At 72.0% G+C, this 14,850-nt stretch carries 13 protein-coding genes; 10 read left to right on the top strand and 3 right to left on the bottom strand.

The window, feature by feature from the left end; genetic code table 11:
• Window positions 1-107 precede the first annotated feature (107 nt).
• From AB0G15_RS17740 to AB0G15_RS17725, 4 genes are all read left to right on the top strand, one after another.
• Window positions 108-2,051, top strand: coding sequence for a hypothetical protein (locus tag AB0G15_RS17740; RefSeq protein ID WP_362840569.1), 1,944 nt, complete (start codon window positions 108-110; stop codon window positions 2,049-2,051).
• 376 nt (window positions 2,052-2,427) lie between these two features.
• Entirely contained in the window at window positions 2,428-5,400 is a 2,973-nt protein-coding gene (locus tag AB0G15_RS17735) for an ATP-binding protein (RefSeq protein WP_362840566.1), read from the top strand.
• Window positions 5,401-5,701: 301 nt separating this feature from the next.
• Window positions 5,702-6,988, top strand: coding sequence for a MurT ligase domain-containing protein (locus AB0G15_RS17730; RefSeq protein ID WP_362840563.1), 1,287 nt, complete (start codon window positions 5,702-5,704; stop codon window positions 6,986-6,988).
• Complete coding sequence (locus tag AB0G15_RS17725; RefSeq protein WP_362678194.1) at window positions 6,978-7,694, top strand: glutamine amidotransferase; 717 nt, start codon at window positions 6,978-6,980, stop codon at window positions 7,692-7,694. The genes AB0G15_RS17730 and AB0G15_RS17725 overlap by 11 nt, the downstream gene beginning before the upstream one ends.
• A gap of 240 nt (window positions 7,695-7,934) precedes the next feature.
• On the opposite strand, the gene AB0G15_RS17720 is transcribed toward AB0G15_RS17725, so the two are convergent.
• Window positions 7,935-8,297, bottom strand: coding sequence for a DsrE family protein (locus AB0G15_RS17720; RefSeq protein ID WP_362678196.1), 363 nt, complete (start codon window positions 8,295-8,297; stop codon window positions 7,935-7,937).
• Between the two features lie 66 nt (window positions 8,298-8,363).
• On the opposite strand from AB0G15_RS17720, the gene AB0G15_RS17715 reads away from it, so the two are divergent.
• The 3 genes from AB0G15_RS17715 to AB0G15_RS17705 all read left to right on the top strand — a co-directional run bounded on the left by AB0G15_RS17715 (window position 8,364) and on the right by AB0G15_RS17705 (window position 10,506).
• Window positions 8,364-8,873 (top strand): FABP family protein, encoded by a 510-nt coding sequence (locus AB0G15_RS17715; protein ID WP_362678198.1) that lies wholly within the window; start codon window positions 8,364-8,366, stop codon window positions 8,871-8,873.
• Window positions 8,874-8,982: 109 nt separating this feature from the next.
• Entirely contained in the window at window positions 8,983-9,288 is a 306-nt protein-coding gene (locus AB0G15_RS17710; protein ID WP_362840560.1) for a DUF2470 domain-containing protein, read from the top strand.
• 282 nt (window positions 9,289-9,570) lie between these two features.
• Window positions 9,571-10,506: an NAD(P)-dependent oxidoreductase gene (locus AB0G15_RS17705; protein ID WP_362840557.1), complete on the top strand. Its 936-nt coding sequence runs from the start codon at window positions 9,571-9,573 to the stop codon at window positions 10,504-10,506.
• Window positions 10,507-11,094: 588 nt separating this feature from the next.
• Here the strand turns inward: AB0G15_RS17705 and AB0G15_RS17700 are convergent.
• Window positions 11,095-11,964 carry an NAD(P)H-binding protein gene (locus AB0G15_RS17700; RefSeq protein WP_362840554.1) on the bottom strand — a complete coding sequence of 290 codons (870 nt, stop codon included), beginning with the start codon at window positions 11,962-11,964 and terminating at the stop codon, window positions 11,095-11,097.
• 78 nt (window positions 11,965-12,042) lie between these two features.
• Between AB0G15_RS17700 and AB0G15_RS17695 the strand changes: the two genes are divergently transcribed.
• The 3 genes from AB0G15_RS17695 to AB0G15_RS17685 all read left to right on the top strand — a co-directional run bounded on the left by AB0G15_RS17695 (window position 12,043) and on the right by AB0G15_RS17685 (window position 14,164).
• Entirely contained in the window at window positions 12,043-12,438 is a 396-nt protein-coding gene (locus AB0G15_RS17695; protein WP_362840551.1) for a helix-turn-helix domain-containing protein, read from the top strand.
• Window positions 12,439-12,549: 111 nt separating this feature from the next.
• Window positions 12,550-12,963: a Fur family transcriptional regulator gene (locus AB0G15_RS17690; protein ID WP_350969247.1), complete on the top strand. Its 414-nt coding sequence runs from the start codon at window positions 12,550-12,552 to the stop codon at window positions 12,961-12,963.
• Window positions 12,964-13,180: 217 nt separating this feature from the next.
• On the top strand, window positions 13,181-14,164 hold the full coding sequence (locus AB0G15_RS17685) for a glycine cleavage T C-terminal barrel domain-containing protein (protein WP_362840549.1): 984 nt from the start codon (window positions 13,181-13,183) through the stop codon (window positions 14,162-14,164).
• A gap of 240 nt (window positions 14,165-14,404) precedes the next feature.
• Here AB0G15_RS17685 and dtd read toward each other — a convergent pair whose 3' ends face one another.
• Complete coding sequence (dtd, locus tag AB0G15_RS17680; protein WP_362840547.1) at window positions 14,405-14,830, bottom strand: D-aminoacyl-tRNA deacylase; 426 nt, start codon at window positions 14,828-14,830, stop codon at window positions 14,405-14,407.
• Window positions 14,831-14,850 lie beyond the last annotated feature (20 nt).

Below are 14,850 nucleotides of genomic sequence, written 5' to 3'. Positions count from 1 at the left end.
GGGAAAATACAGCGGATTGACGGGAACGCTGCCCGAATATGATGTCGAACTCTTACGCTGTCTCCGAGGCTTCCGATGAGCCCGATGGCGGAGGTTCCGTGGCGGACGTGCATCCAGAGCATGCGCAGCTCCAGGCGGACCGGATCTACCTGGGCTGGCAGTACGCCTTGTTGCACCCTGATCCGGGTCCGGCTCCCAAGCGACCCTCGCCCGTCGAGAATCCCCCCGAGCCGCTCGACCCCGAGTGGGTGCGCAGGGAACGCCTCAACGAGGACCTCCTGAACCGGCCGGTCAAGATCGTCCGAGGGTTCATGGCCGCGCTCGCCACCCTGATCCTCGTCCTCGGCCTCACCCAGATGCTCAGCTGGTCGTTCGCCGCCGTCGGGGTGATCGCCGCCGGTGGCATCGCGGCGTTCTGCAGCTACGCCGTCCACCAGGGCGACCGGGCGGTGCGCCACCGCATCAGGGAGCGCGAGGCGGCCGGTGACCGGCTGCGTGAGGAACGCGACCGGGAGCTCTTCCTCGCCCAGGAGGAGCACGCCGCCCGTTACCGGGAGTGGGCGGAGAAGAAGGAGCGCCACGACCGCCAGCTGACCTGGTACGCGGTGGCGGTGCCCGACGAGATCGACCGGATCGACGTGGCCGGGGGCACGCTGCCCGGCTGGTCGGCGCTGATCACCCTGCTCGGCGCGACCCGCCTCTACAGCGGCGGCCACCTGACCGTGCTCGACCTGTCCGAGGGCGCGATCGCCAAGGACCTGATCGAGCTCGCGCGCAGGGGCGGCGACGACCCGCTGGTCTGGGTGCTGCCGGTCGACCTGCCCCGGCTCGACCTGGGCGCGACGCTTGCCCCGGAGGCCTTCGCCGACGTCCTCGCCCACGTCGTGAGCGTCAGCGAGGAGCACCGTTCGACCAGGGACCTGTCGTTCGACAACGCCATCCTGGAGCGGGTCCTGGAGGTCCTCGGCGAGAGCGCCACGATCAACCAGGTCACCGCCGCCCTGCGTGCCCTGGCCCAGGTCGGCGACCCCCGCGAGGACCTGCGGTTCGGCCTGATCACCGCCACCCAGCTGGAGCGGATCGGCACGCTGTTCGGCCGGGGCGTCAGCGACCGGGTGGTGATCGAGCGGGCGTGGGCGCTGGAGTCGCAGCTGCGCAAGCTGGAGACCCTCGGCTCGGAGGCGGTGCGCCTGCCGCCCGCGCGCCTGCGGGTCGTGTCGATGGACCGCCAGGCGGGCGTGTTCGGCAACCGCGTCCTGGGCACGTACGTGGCGACCGCGCTCACCCACATCCTGCGCCAGTCGCCGGCCTCCGAGCGGCCGTGGTACCACACGATCATCGTCGCGGGCGCGGACAAGCTCCGCGGTGACGTGCTCGACCGGCTGATGGACGCCTGCGAGACCTCCAGGACCGGCCTCGTGCTCACCTACCGGTCGCTGACCCCGACCGTGCGGGAGCGGCTCGGGCGCGGGCACGCGGCGGTGACGTTCATGCGGCTCGGCAACGCCGAGGACGCCCGGGTCGCCAGCGAGCACGTCGGCACCGAGCACCGGCTGGAGCTCGCCCAGCTCACCGAGACGATCAGCGCCGCCGGGGCCGGGATGGACGGCGGCTACGTCTCCACGGTCGGCCAGGCCGAGGAGGGCGACGAGGAGCGCGACGTGAGCCACACGGACCTCAAGGAGGACATCACCGAGTCCACCGAGTGGGGCCGTCGCGCGACCAAGGCGATGGGGGAGACCGAGCGGGTGCTGCACCGCTCCAGGGAGTTCCTCGTCGAGCCCCACCAGCTCCAGCAGCTTCCCACCACCTCGGTGATCGTCACCGACGCCACCGCCGAGGGCCGCAGGGTCCGTCTCGCCGATGCCAACCCGGCCATACTGACCTTCCCCAAGACGACGCTGGGCGAGTTCGACGAGATCAGGGAAGCCGCGCTGGACCACGTGCACCAGGAGCAGAAGGCGGAGCCGCGCGCGTCGAGCGCGTTCGAGGACGCGCCGCCCAACCTCGGCCCGCCCCCGGCCAGGCTCGACTGGCGTCGCCGCCAATGAGAACCCGGCCCAGGCCGACGGGAGCCCGGCCGGCGCGGGCACGGAGGGGGGAGGCCCGGGCGGTGCGGGTCCGGGCGACGCGGGCACGGAGGGGGAAGGCCCGGGCGAAGGAGGCTCGGGTGACGCGAACCTGGAGGGGGGAGAAGGCTCGGGTGAGGATCGCTCGGGCGGCGGCGTTTTCACCGGGTGCGTCAACGAGTCGTCCGTATCTCGTAATGGGATGGTCAATGCCGGGGTGCGAGCCCCGAGTCAGGTTCGACCGTGGTTGCGGGGGTGACCTACCCTCGATCTCGATCATGCGTCGGCCGGTACGACGGAGCGATCCGTGAAGCGTCAACCCTCCGGCCTGGAGCCGGGTCCCCCGGGTGGAGACCAAATGCAGCCAAGTGTGTCCCGTCCGCCCAATGTCCTGACCGGTCCCTGGTACAGAATCCAGGCGATCACGGCGCCCTCGCGCAGCTCCTCCGCCGAGTGGGACTTCGTCACCGTCCTGCCCGCCGTGCTCTCCACGGCCCAGCGCAACCGGCCCTTCGTGGTCGGCTGGCTCTCGCGCGGGTCCGGTGCCCCGCTGGAGCTGATCACCAACGCGGGGCCGCTCACCCCGCCGCGCCCGCCCCGCAGGGCCGCCACCGAGGCCGAGCACGCCCCCGGCGGTCCCGAGCCGCTGCTGTTCCCCAGCGGTGCCCGCGGTGTCCGGATCGGCGACGAGTGGCTCCGCGACCTGTCCGACCTCGCCTGGACCGTCTGCCCGGGACGGCAGGCCCCGCCGCTGGGCGGGCGCCGCGAGCCGGACGCCGACGAGATCAGGCGGCCCACGCTCTTCGAGTCGACGCTGGTCACGCTCATGTCCCGGCCGTTCGCCTGGCTGGTGGTGGCCGAGCAGACCGACCTGCTCGACGCCGAGGTCGCGCACCTGCGCACCCAGCTCAACGTGCTGCGGCAGTACGGGGACGCCTCCGAGCGCTCCCGCTACGACGCCGAGCGGGCCGAGCGGCGCATGCAGGAGCTGGACGCCTTCCGCGAGGCCGGGCTGTGGAACGTCCGGGTGCTCGCCGGGGCCGCCGGGCCCGAGGAGCTGCGCCAGATCGCCCCCGTGCTCGTCGGCTCCGCCGAGATGAGCCACCACCCCTACCGCCTGCGCAGCGCGCTGTCCGGTCCCGTGTACGGCTTCGCCGAGGCGCTGGCCACGACCCTGCAGGACCCGGCGGACGGCGCGGCCTCCCCGTTCGCGGCCACCGCGGGGGCGCTCGCCGCGCTCGCCGGGCTGCCGCACCGGGAGGTGCCGGGGGTACGGGTCCTCGACGCGGGCTTCTTCGACGTGACCAGCGAGGCGGACAACGTGCCCGGCGCGCTCACCGTCGAGCTCGGATCGATCCTCGACGGCCAGGACAGGCCGGTCGGCTCGTTCAAGGTCCCGCTGGCCACCCTCAACCGGCACGCCTTCGTCACCGGCGCCACCGGCTCCGGCAAGTCGCAGACCGTCAGGCACCTGCTGGAACAGCTCACCGGCGCGGGCATCCCGTGGCTCGCCATCGAGCCCGCCAAGTCCGAGTACGCCTCGATGGGCGGCCGGATCGAGCATCTCGCCCCGGTGACCGTGATCAACCCGTCGGCCCCGGAGAGCGTGCCGTTCAGCGTCAACCCGCTCGCCCCCGAGCCCGGCTATCCGGTGCAGGCCCACATCGACATGGTCCGCGCGCTGTTCATGGCGGCCTTCGACGCCGAGGAGCCGTTCCCGCAGATCATGTCGCTCGCCCTGCAGCGGGTGTACGAGGCCAACGGCTGGGACGTGGTCACCGGCTGGGCTGCCCCGGGCGCCGCGGTCAGGCCCGCCGTACCGACCCTCGAACAGCTCCAGCGGCACGCGATGGACGTGATCAAGGAGATCGGCTACGGCCGGGAGGTCCAGGCCGACGTGGAGGGCTTCATCTCGCTGCGGCTTCGGTCGCTGCGGGTCGGCTCCGCGGGCCGGTTCTTCGAGGGCGGGCACCCCGCCGACATCGGCGACCTGCTCCAGCGCAACGTGGTGCTCGCCATCGAGGACGTCGCCAACGACGAGGACAAGGCGTTCCTGATGGGCACCTTGATCATCCGGATCGTGGAGCACCTGCGGATGCGGGCCAGGAAGGAGCGCAGCAGCGGGCTCAAGCACGTCATCGTGATCGAGGAGGCGCACCGGCTGCTGCGCGACCGGGGCGCGGGGCGGGCCAGCACGCACGCCGTCGAGCTCCTGGCGGGCATGCTCGCCGAGATCCGCGCGTACGGCGAGGGCATCGTGGTCGCCGAGCAGATCCCCACGAAGCTGGTCTCCGACGTGGTGAAGAACACCGCGCTGAAGGTCATCCACCGGCTCCCCGCCGAGGACGACCGCCAGCTGGTCGGCGCGGCGACGAACCTGAGCGAGGAGCAGTCCCGGCAGGTCGTCTCGCTCCCGCCCGGCGTCGCCGCGGTCTTCGCCGACGGAATGGACCGGCCGCTGCGCATCCAGGTGCCGCTGGGCGAGGACCGCGAGCGCCCGGTCCCCGGCCACATGCCGCCCATCTGCGGACGCCGCTCGGCGGCCTGCGGGCAGGAGTGCCGCACCGGCCGGGCGTGCACGCTGGTCGAGCTGCGCGAGGCGGACCTGCTCGCCGGGGCGTCCGAATGGGCCTGGCTGCGGATCTGGACCGACACGCTGGTGCTGGCGTTCTGCACCAACCGGCCGGTGCCCGGGGTGCCCAGGGCGCTGGCCGACCTGTGGGCGGAGCTCCCGCCGCGACGGCGCGAGTGCCTGCTGGCCACGGCGGTGGAACGCTGCGTGGGCCGCCGCGCCTGGTCGCTGCGCACCGTCAGCGACCCGGCCAAGCTGACCGAGCAGGTCGCCACGATCGCGACCAGGCTGCTCGGTCCCGACCGCGACCCCGGCGAGCGGCCGGGGCCCGCCTGGGTCATCCCGCAGGTGCGGTGGCTGCACGAGGTGGACAGGCTCTTCCCGCACGGACAGCCCGCGCCCAACCCGCGCGGCTCCGCACCGGTCATGGAGTACGCCCTGTTCAACCGTCCCGCGGGCGGCACCGAGCTGCTCGGCCACCGGGCCAAGGCGCTCCGCCACCACCCGCTGTCCATGGAGGTGGACAGGAACAGGGAGCTGGCCTGGCGGGTGATCCTCGGCGACGACGAGCGCGAGAGCGTGGAGCGCGACATCCTCACGGTCACCATCGGCGTCGACCCGGCCGACCGGCTCCGGCACGTGTCCCAGACCATGGGGGCGAGCTGGCTGGAGAGCGTGCTGTCGTGGCCGCACCGGTTCGTGCTGCCCTTCGACGCCGACTCGCCGGAGCCCGCCGAGCTCGCCTTCGTCGAGCCGTGAGGGCGGTTCGGCCAAGGTGTCCCCCGGCGTGCGGAAGGTTCACTCCGTGAGCTTTGCCGTGAGCTTTTCCCCGAACTCCGCCATGAGCTCAGCCCGGGTCTTTTCCGGTGTTCTCCGGCAGGGTCCGAGGGCTCGCGTACCTCACCGTCACCGGGGGGTGTGTGTGACGTGCCGCCGGGGGGTGACGGTGCCGAAGCAGGGCTAAGATCTGCGGCATGAACGATTCGGTGATTCCGGTCCCGCGGCCGGGCCGGTCGGCCGCCGGGTCGTCCCGCGACGGGTCGCCAAGCGAGGAGACGGCATGACTCAGCTTCCGCTGCGGGCGCAGCTCGCCACCGCTCTCGGCCGGACGGCCGCGACCCTGTCCCGGGTCACCGGGCGCGGAGACGGGTCGGTGATCGGGGGCCGGGTGAGCCTGGTCCTGGAGCCCGACCTGCTGCGCAAGCTCGCGCACGACCGCAAGCTCGCGCTGGTGAGCGCGACCAACGGAAAGACCACGACCACCCGCCTGATCACCTCCGCGCTGTCGGAGCTCGGCGACGTCGCCACCAACGCCTTCGGCGCCAACATGCCCGCCGGGCACGTCTCGGCGCTGTCGTCGGCCAAGCACGCCCCGTACGGCGTGCTGGAGGTCGACGAGAAATACCTGCCCGAGGTGATCGACACCACCGGTGCCGGGGTCATCTGCCTGATGAACCTCAGCCGCGACCAGATGGACCGGGCGGGCGAGATCTGGCTGCTCGCCCAGAAGTGGCGGCGGGCGCTGGCCGGCAGGAACACCCATGTGATCGCCAACGCCGACGACCCGCTGGTGGCCTGGGGCGCCTCCACGGCCGCCTCGGTCACCTGGGTGTCGGCGGGCCAGCCGTGGAAGGAGGACTCCTGGTGCTGCCCCGAGTGCGGCGGCCCCCTCGACCGCAAGGGCATGGAGTACGTCCCGCCCGGCAGCGTCGGCGCCGGTGCCCCCTCGAAGTCGGGGGAGAACGACTGGGCCTGCCGCGAGTGCACCTTCCGGCGGCCCGAGCCGTCCTGGATCCTCGACGACGACGCGGTGATCGACCCGCGCGGGCGGCGCTGGGTGCTCGACATCCAGCTTCCCGGGCGCGCCAACCGGGCCAACGCGGCGATCGCGCTGGCCACCGCCGAGGTGTTCGGCCTGCCCGTCGAGCGGGCGCTTCCCCGGCTGCGCGAGGTCAGGTCGGTCGCCGGCCGGTACACCACGGTGGAACGCGACGGCCGGCACGCCCGGCTGCTGCTCGCCAAGAACCCGGCCGGGTGGCTGGAGGCGTTCGACGTGCTCGACTCCTCGCTTCCGGTGATCCTCTCCGTCAACGCCCAGGGGCCCGACGGCCGCGACACCTCATGGCTGTGGGACGTCGACTACCGCGTGCTGCGCGGCAGGCCGGTCTTCGTGGCCGGTGAACGGCGGCTCGACCTCGCCCTCCGGCTGGACGTGGCGGACGTGCCGTTCCAGCTGGCGGGCTCGTTCGAGCAGGCGCTCGCCGCGCAACCGCCGGGCAAGGTCGACGTGATCGCCAACTACACCGCCTTCCAGCAGATCCGATCGGAGTTCGGTCGTGCAGTCTGACAGCGCCCTGCGCCTTGTCTGGATCTATCCGGACCTACTGAGCACGTACGGCGACCAGGGCAACGTCCTGGTCCTGGAGCAGCGCGCCAAGCGCCGGGGCATCCCGGTCGAGACCGTGCACGTGCGCTCGGCCGATCCGGTCCCGGAGGGCGGCGACATCTACCTCATCGGCGGCGGTGAGGACCGGCCGCAGATCCTGGCCTCAGAGCGGCTGCGGCGCGACGGCGGCCTGCACCGGGCCATCCAGCGGGGCGCCGCCCTGCTGGCCGTGTGCGCGGGCTACCAGATCATCGGCACCACGTTCGGCGGCGAGGAGGGCCAGCCGGTCGACGGCATCGGCCTGATCGACATCTCCAGCGGGCGTGGTCAGGGCCGGGCCGTCGGAGAGCTGGCGGGGGAGGCGGACCCGGCGCTCGGCATCCCGACGCTGACCGGCTTCGAGAACCACATGGGCGTCACCCGGCTCGGGGCCGGGGTCCGGCCGCTGGCGCGTACGGCGGTCGGCACGGGCAACGGCGACGGCACCGAGGGCTGCTACATCGGCAAGATCGTCGGCACCTACCTGCACGGCCCCGCGCTCGCCCGCAACCCCGGCCTCGCCGACCTGCTGCTCACCTGGGCGGTGGGTGCCCAGCTGCCGCCGATCGACGACGCCTGGTTCGACCGGCTCCGCGAGGAGCGTCTGGCCGCGGTGCTGCCCCGCTGATCGGGCGTCGTCCCCGCCGACGGAGGTGTCTCACCGGCGGGATCGTCTTCATGACGGTGTCGCCCTGTCGGCAGGGACGTCTCACTGGCGGGGTGTCCCACCGGCAGGGTCGTCTCCCCGACGGTGGCGTCCCGCCGGCTGAGGAGACCGGCTGCCCGGCCTCGCCGGGCGGCCGGCGGCTCGACGGCCGCGGGCTCGGGACGGGCGGTGCTCCGGCGGTCTCAGCGGGCGAGGGCCTGCTCAGTAGACGAGGGCCTGGACGCCCTCGCCCAGCACCTCTTCCACGAAGGTGGGGGCGCCCGCGATGCGGATGCCGTCGATCACGTCGTCGACCGTGATGTCCCGCCGGGCCGCGCACTGCGTGCACAGCGTCACCTTGCCGCCCGCGAGCACCGCGTCGAGCAGGTCGCCGAGCTGGGCCGCGTGCGGAAGGCTGAACTCCTTCGCCCGGCCGGGAAGGGCGAACCAGGCGGATTCGCCCGTCAGCCAGAGCGAGACGGGGACCCCGCTCGCCAGTGCCGCCACAGCCACCGTGAACGCCTGATTGCAGCGCTCAGGTGAGTCTTCGCCTGCGGTAACCTTGATCACCAGTGATCGTGCCATGTTCGCAGCCTATGCGGCCCGGCGTCACCGGCGCGAACCATACCTGAGCGGCCCTAGGCTCGTTTCATGGACGTTCCCGAACTGCATCCCGATCTTGAGCCGATCGCCTTCCTCGTGGGCCGATGGGAAGGCGCCGGGGTCGGGGGATATCCGACGATCGAGAGTTTCAACTTCGGCCAGGAGATCGTCTTCGGTCACAACGGCAAGCCGTTCCTGACCTACACCAGCCGCACCTGGCTGCTCGACGAGGCGGGCGGCAAGGTCCGCCCGCTGGGCACCGAGACCGGTTTCTGGCGCCAGCTCCCCGGCCGCCAGCTCGAGGTGTGCCTGTCACACCCCACGGGCATCGTGGAGATCTACGTCGGCGAGGTGGTCTTCAACAAGATCGAGCTTCAGACCGACGTGGTGGCCCGGACCGCGACCGCCAAGGAGTACACGGCGGGTCACCGCCTCTACGGGCTGGTCAACGGCAACCTGATGTGGGCGTACGACATGGCCTCCATGGGGCAGCCGCTCCAGTCCCACATCTCGGCCGAGCTGAAGCGGGTCGGTGACTTCGTCCCCGACGAGGTGTGAGGTCCGCACCCGGGGCCGGGTGAGGTTCCTGCCCGACGCCGGGCGGAGGCCCTGGCCTCCGCCCGCCGCCCGTGGCGGGGTGAGGCGGGACGCTGGTTACCCTCTGAGCATGAGCACCCCCTTCACCCCCGACGTGGTCGAGGCGATCAAGCGCCACATGAACGACGACCACGCCGATGACGCGCTGCTGATCTGCAAGGGCCTCGGCGGGCAGCCCGAGGCCACCGGCGCGACGACGACCGGTGTCGACGCCGAGGCGATCGAGTTCGCCGCCGTGGTCGGCGGGCGGGACGTCACGGTCAAGGTTCCCTGGAGCACCACGCTGACCGAACGCGCCCAGGTACGCACGGAGGTCGTCCGCCTGTACCGGGACGCCTGCGCCGCCCTCGGCGTCCCGGCCCGCGGCGAGCACTGACCGGCGGATCCGCGTTCTCCCTCCGCTCTTCGTACCGCCCGCGCGCCGGGCCGGATTCGGCGGGGGCGGTGATGTGAAGGCAGTGATGCGAAGACGGTGATGTGGAGACGGTGATCCGGCATGGCCCGTGCCGTCCGGCCGACGCTCGCCAGGGACTCTTCTCCCGAACGGGAAACGGGAGGAGCAGGTGGGCCGGTTGATGACGGTCCGGTCACTGTCGAGACCGATCGTGACGTTCGTGGAAAGCTCCCAAATACCAAAATTTCCTGAAAAGGAGGCGCGGTGAAACCACGAGCACTCGTACTGGCGCCGATGCGAGGTCAGGAGTGGAACCGCCTGAAAGAGCTGATCGACGTCCACTACGACCCGGCCGACCACCGTCCCCACCCGGCGGCAGAGCTCGCCCGGCAGCTCGTGGACACCGGCGCGCGCATCCTCATCACCGAGTCCGACGAGGTCGCCGGTCCGGTCCTGGACCTTCCCCTGCTGGTGGTGGGCTGTGCCCGCGGCGAGGCGGGGAACGTGGACCTCCCGGTCGCCACGGCGAAGGGCATCCCCGTCGTCTGCGCCCCGGGACGCGACGCCGACGCGGTCGCCGAGCTCACCCTCGCCCTGATCCTCGCGGTGACCCGCCGGGTGGCGGTCGGCGACAGGGAGATCCGGCGGGGCATGGCCTCCTACCGGCGGTACCGCGCGTGGGAGCTCGCGGGCCGGACCATCGGCCTGGTCGGCTACGGGGTGGTCGGCCGCGCGCTGGCCTGGCGGATGAAGGGGCTGGGCATGCGCGTCATGGTCCACGACCCCGACGCGGCGGAGAACCGCTACGGGCTCGACGTCCTGCTGGCCCAGGCCGACGTCGTCTCCGTGCACGCCTCCGCGTCCGCGGGCCCGTTGGCCGGGGCGGCGGAGTTCGCCGCGATGAAGCCAGGATCGATCTTCGTCAACACCGCGGACGCGGCCCTGCACGACATGGACGCGCTCGTCGGGGCCCTGAAGACGGGCCATCTCGGCGGAGCGGCCCTCGACCGGTTCACCGGGGAGTGGCTCGACCCGGCCCACCCGCTCGCCGACATGGACAACGTGGTGCTGACCCCGCATCTGGGCTCGGGAACCTACGACACCGAGATCAACCACACCCGGATGATCTGCGAGGACATCGTCAGGGTCCTCGGCGGTGAGCGCCCGCTGCACTGCGCCAACCCCGGCTTCCAGGAGTGAGGGCCGGCGCGACCTCGTGCTGAGGAGACGGTCTCTCGGAGGCGGGCGGCCTCCGGAAGGGGGCTTCGCGGAAGCGGGGTGATCGAGAGGGAAGGCGCTGGAAAGGGAAGAACCCCGGGCCACTTCCCCCTGCTCGGCAGGAGGGCCGGTGGACTACAGGCGGGATCGCCCGCCTCCGGCGGCCCGGGGTTCCGGTGATTGTCGTGGATTCGCCGAACGTCGCCAGACGCCCGGACAGAGTCCGGTCGCGGCGTCCTAGCGGACAGCCACCTCGCTAGCCCAACTATGATCAACCATCGTTCGGACCACCTCCTTTCGGCGTGCCTGTACGTTATGAAATTCCGCGCCCCCAGGGCAAATGAATTTCCCGGCCTCCCGCCTTCACCCGGAGTCGGCCCTCTGACCAGCCATGATGGCGGATGGGAACGAAGGGGACCGGCGCGCAGACGCTTGCACCCGCTCTGTCTCCGTCGTCGCTCCCTGAATGAGAGCCGATGCCGTCGGCCGCGTTCAGGGCGCCGGGTGCGACCGGCTCGCGGGCCGGTGCTCTTCGTCATGTCAAGAGATGATCTTCAGGTGGTGCGCGAGTCAGGTGGCGCGCAAGACGCCGGGGTGTGCGGCGAAGTAGTCGGCGATCGTCGCGGGCCTGCGACCGGCCAGGCGTTCGACGGCGTGCGTGGTGACGTCGAACCAGCCTTCGCGCTTGTACGCGCCCAGCCCCGTCCACCCCTGGACGTATTGCTCGGGCAGCCCGCGTCCGGACAGCGTCGAGGCCAGTTCGGCGTCCGTGACCTGTTCGCAGCGCACCGGGCGGCCCGTGACCTGGGACAGCGCTTCGGCGACGTCCGCGTCCGTCACCGCCGCGGGGCCTGTGACCTCGACGAACTGCCCTTCGCACCCGCCGTCGGCGAGCAGGGCCGCGGCGACGGCGGCGCTGTCGTCGCGGGTGATGTGCCCCACGCGGCCGTCACCCGAGTTGCTGGGCAGCACCCCTGTGGCGACGGCGCCGGCGGGTATGCCGACGAGGTTCCACATCTCCGGCCACTGGTTGAAGCGCAGCGCCGTGAACGTCAGCCCCGACTCCGCCAGCAGCCGCTCGGTCTCCCGGTGGTTCTGGATGAGCGCCTGGGGCTGGCCCGGCTCGCCCGCCCTGGCGAACGACGTGTAGATCACATGGCCCACGCCCGCCTTGGCCGCCGCGTCGACGGCGTTCGCGTGCCCCGGGGCCAGTCCGGTGAACGAGCCAAGGCTGATGATCAGCAGCCGTTCCGCGCCCTCGAACGCGCCGGGCAGGCCGGAGGGGTGGTCGAAGTCGGCGTACCGGACGGTCACCCCGAGATCGGCGACGTCGTCCGGGGTACGGGACAGGGCCACGACGCGTGCGGCGTCCACCCGCTGGAGCAGGTGCCCGACGGTGAGGCGTCCGAGCTGACCGGACGCTCCGCTGACAACGATCACGGTGAATCCTCCTTGGAGGTCGGTGTGCTTACCCTGATCCTCGACCGGCAGGAGAACAGTCCGAAAGAAGGCACATTCATGTCCACTGTCCCCGTCCCTGTCACGATGGACGATCACCGGAACTGTCCCGCGACGAGTGTGCTGCGCCGGGTGGGCGACAAGTGGAGCGTTGTGATCCTGTCGATCCTGGCGCGTGGCGCCCGCGGCTTCAACGAGCTGGACAGGTCGGTGGAGGGCCTCAGCCGCCGCATGCTGACGCGAACGCTGCGCGGGCTCGAAGAGGACGGGCTGATCAGCCGCACCGTGCACCCGAGCGCGCCGCCGCGCGTCGACTACGCGCTCACCGACCTCGGACGCTCCTTCCTGGAGCCTGTGGTCGCCCTGGGCCTCTGGGCCGTCGACCACCAGCCCAGCCTCGAAGCCGCCCGTACCCGCGCCCGCCATGATCGCGCCATGCGGGTCACGGCCCGCTGAGGGCGTGTTCCGCAGGCCATCGAAGCGGGCCGCGGAGCCGGCCGGCGCCGCCTCCGGTTATCTCGGACCGTAGGACGACGGGGAGAGCCCCGGTGCTCATAGACTCTCGGTATGACCGAGACGTCGTGGCATGAGGAACTGCGGGCGCGCGGTTACCGGGTCACTCCGCAACGCCAGCTGGTGCTTGAGGCGGTCAAGGCCTGCGAGCACGCCACCCCCGAGGAGATCTGCACCCGGGTGCGGGAGACCGCGCGCGGGGTGAACATATCGACCGTCTACCGTACCCTTGAGCTCCTTGAGGAGCTCGGCATGGTCACCCACTCCCATCTCGGGCACGGCGCCCCCACCTACCACCTGACGGCCGAGGCCGATCATGTGCATCTGGTCTGCCGTGGCTGCGGGGAGATCAGCGAGGTCAGCCCCGACCTGGTGGAGAACTTCGTCGCCAACCTCGACCAGAAGCTCGGGTTCCTCACCGACGTGCACCACCTGACGGTCTTCGGCCGCTGCCGCAACTGCCGCTGAGCCGCAGGGGAGGCCGTCGCCGGAGTACGTTCGCCGGGTTGCCGGGGAAGCGGGCCGCAGGGCCGTCGGGGAACCGGTGCCGGGGTACGTCACCGAGCCGCCGGGGGACAGCCTCGGCCTCTGTCCCGCCGAGCCGCCAAGGTGCGTCGTACGGCCCGGACCCGCCGGGGGAAGAGCCGCCGCCGCTCTCTTCGGCGAGGCCTCGTAGGCTGTGTGCATGCGAAGCCCTCTGCTGGACACTCCCGGCGCGGTCGCGGCTGAGACCCCCGACGCCGACGTCGCCGGACACTACGGCGATCCGTTCGCCGAGCAGCGCGCGCTGCTCGCCGGGGAGGCGATGGTCGACCGGAGCAACCGCGAGGTCGTCCGGATCTCCGGTCCCGACCGTCTGAGCTGGCTCAACAGCCTCAGCTCGCAGAAACTCGACGACCTGCAACCCGGCCGGCCCACCGAGACGCTGCTGCTGGACGCCCAGGGCAGGGTGGAGCACCACCTCGTCCTCGTCGACGACGGCGAGGCGGTGTGGGCCCACGTCGAGCCGGGCACCGGCGCGGAGGTGGCCGCGTTCCTCGACAAGATGCGGTTCATGCTGAGGGTCGAGGTCGCCGACGTGACGGATCGCTACGCCGTGGTCTCCGTGGCGGGGGAGGCGCGCCCCGACCTGCCCGAGGGCGCCGTCGCCGTCGGGCGGGACATCCTGCTCCCGCGTGACCTGCTGGCCGGGCATCTCGGGCTGAGGCTCGCCGGGCTCTGGGCGTACGAGGCGCTGCGGATCGAGGAGCACCGCCCCCGCCTGGGCTTCGAGACCGACCACAAGACGATTCCGCACGAGGTGGGCTGGATCGGCACGGCCCTCCACCTCAGCAAGGGCTGCTACAAGGGCCAGGAGACCGTGGCCCGCGTGCACAACCTGGGCCACCCGCCCCGCCGGCTGGTCTTCCTGCACCTGGACGGCAGCGTCGACACCCTGCCCAAGCACGGCGCCCCGGTGACCCTCGACGGTGCGGAGATCGGTTTCGTGGGAAGCTCGGCGCGCCATCACGAGCTTGGTCCGGTCGCGCTGGCCGTGGTCAAGCGGACCGTGCCGGTGGACACCACGCTGGAGGCCGCGGGAGTGGCCGCGTCCCAGGAGGTCATCGTGCCGCCGGACGCCGGGCGCAACGTCCAGATCGACCCGAGCCTGCGCCGCCGCATCCGCTGACGTCTGACGGCTCACGCCTGACGCCTGACGCCTGACGGCGTCGCGTCCCGGGCGTGCCGCTTCCGGCCTGCCCGGATGCCGCCGTCATCGTTCCCGGCTGTCCGGTCCGCCCGGATGCCGCCGTCACGGTCCCGGGCCGCTCAGCCCTCTCAGGGCGCGCGTGCGGTCCCGGGCGGTCAGACGTCCCAGGGCGTGCGGTCCCGGGCGTTCAGACGTCCCAGGGCGCGCGGTCCCGGGCGTTCAGATGTCCACGACCAGGGTGATCGGGCCGTCGTTGGTCAGCCCGACCTTCATGTCGGCACCGAACACCCCTGTCTCCACGCGGGCGCCCAGCCCGCGCAGCTCGGCGCAGACCGCCTCCACCAGCGGTTCGGCGACCGGACCCGGGGCGGCGGCCTGCCAGGTGGGACGGCGTCCCTTGCGGGTGTCGCCGTACAGGGTGAACTGGCTGACCACCAGCAGGGGCGCGCCGACGTCGGAGCAGGACTTCTCGCCGGAGAGGATCCGCAGGCCCCAGAGCTTGGCGGCGAGCCTGGCCGCCTCGGCGCGCGTGTCGGTGTGGGTCACGCCGACCAGGACCAGCAGTCCCGGCTCGTCGATCGCCCCGACCGTCACGCCGTCCACCACCACCGACGCGGAACTCACCCGCTGTACGACCGCACGCATGCCCCCATCATCCCGTGCTC

This window comes from Streptosporangium sp. NPDC023825, assembly GCF_040639575.1.
Lineage (GTDB): Bacteria > Actinomycetota > Actinomycetes > Streptosporangiales > Streptosporangiaceae > Streptosporangium.
This window is presented reverse-complemented; position numbering and strand designations above follow the sequence as displayed.

Bases quoted from the DNA above. Each gene is read 5' to 3' on its own strand.
- AB0G15_RS17715 (WP_362678198.1), top strand. From the start codon at position 8,364: ATGGACGTTCCCGAACTGCATCCCGATCTTGAGCCGATCGCCTTCCTC.
- AB0G15_RS17710 (WP_362840560.1), top strand. From the start codon at position 8,983: ATGAGCACCCCCTTCACCCCCGACGTGGTCGAGGCGATCAAGCGCCAC.
- AB0G15_RS17690 (WP_350969247.1), top strand. From the start codon at position 12,550: ATGACCGAGACGTCGTGGCATGAGGAACTGCGGGCGCGCGGTTACCGG.
- AB0G15_RS17685 (WP_362840549.1), top strand. From the start codon at position 13,181: ATGCGAAGCCCTCTGCTGGACACTCCCGGCGCGGTCGCGGCTGAGACC.
- AB0G15_RS17695 (WP_362840551.1), top strand. From the start codon at position 12,043: ATGTCCACTGTCCCCGTCCCTGTCACGATGGACGATCACCGGAACTGT.
- AB0G15_RS17735 (WP_362840566.1), top strand. From the start codon at position 2,428: ATGCAGCCAAGTGTGTCCCGTCCGCCCAATGTCCTGACCGGTCCCTGG.
- AB0G15_RS17720 (WP_362678196.1), bottom strand. From the start codon at position 8,297: ATGGCACGATCACTGGTGATCAAGGTTACCGCAGGCGAAGACTCACCT.
- dtd (WP_362840547.1), bottom strand. From the start codon at position 14,830: ATGCGTGCGGTCGTACAGCGGGTGAGTTCCGCGTCGGTGGTGGTGGAC.
- AB0G15_RS17730 (WP_362840563.1), top strand. From the start codon at position 5,702: ATGACTCAGCTTCCGCTGCGGGCGCAGCTCGCCACCGCTCTCGGCCGG.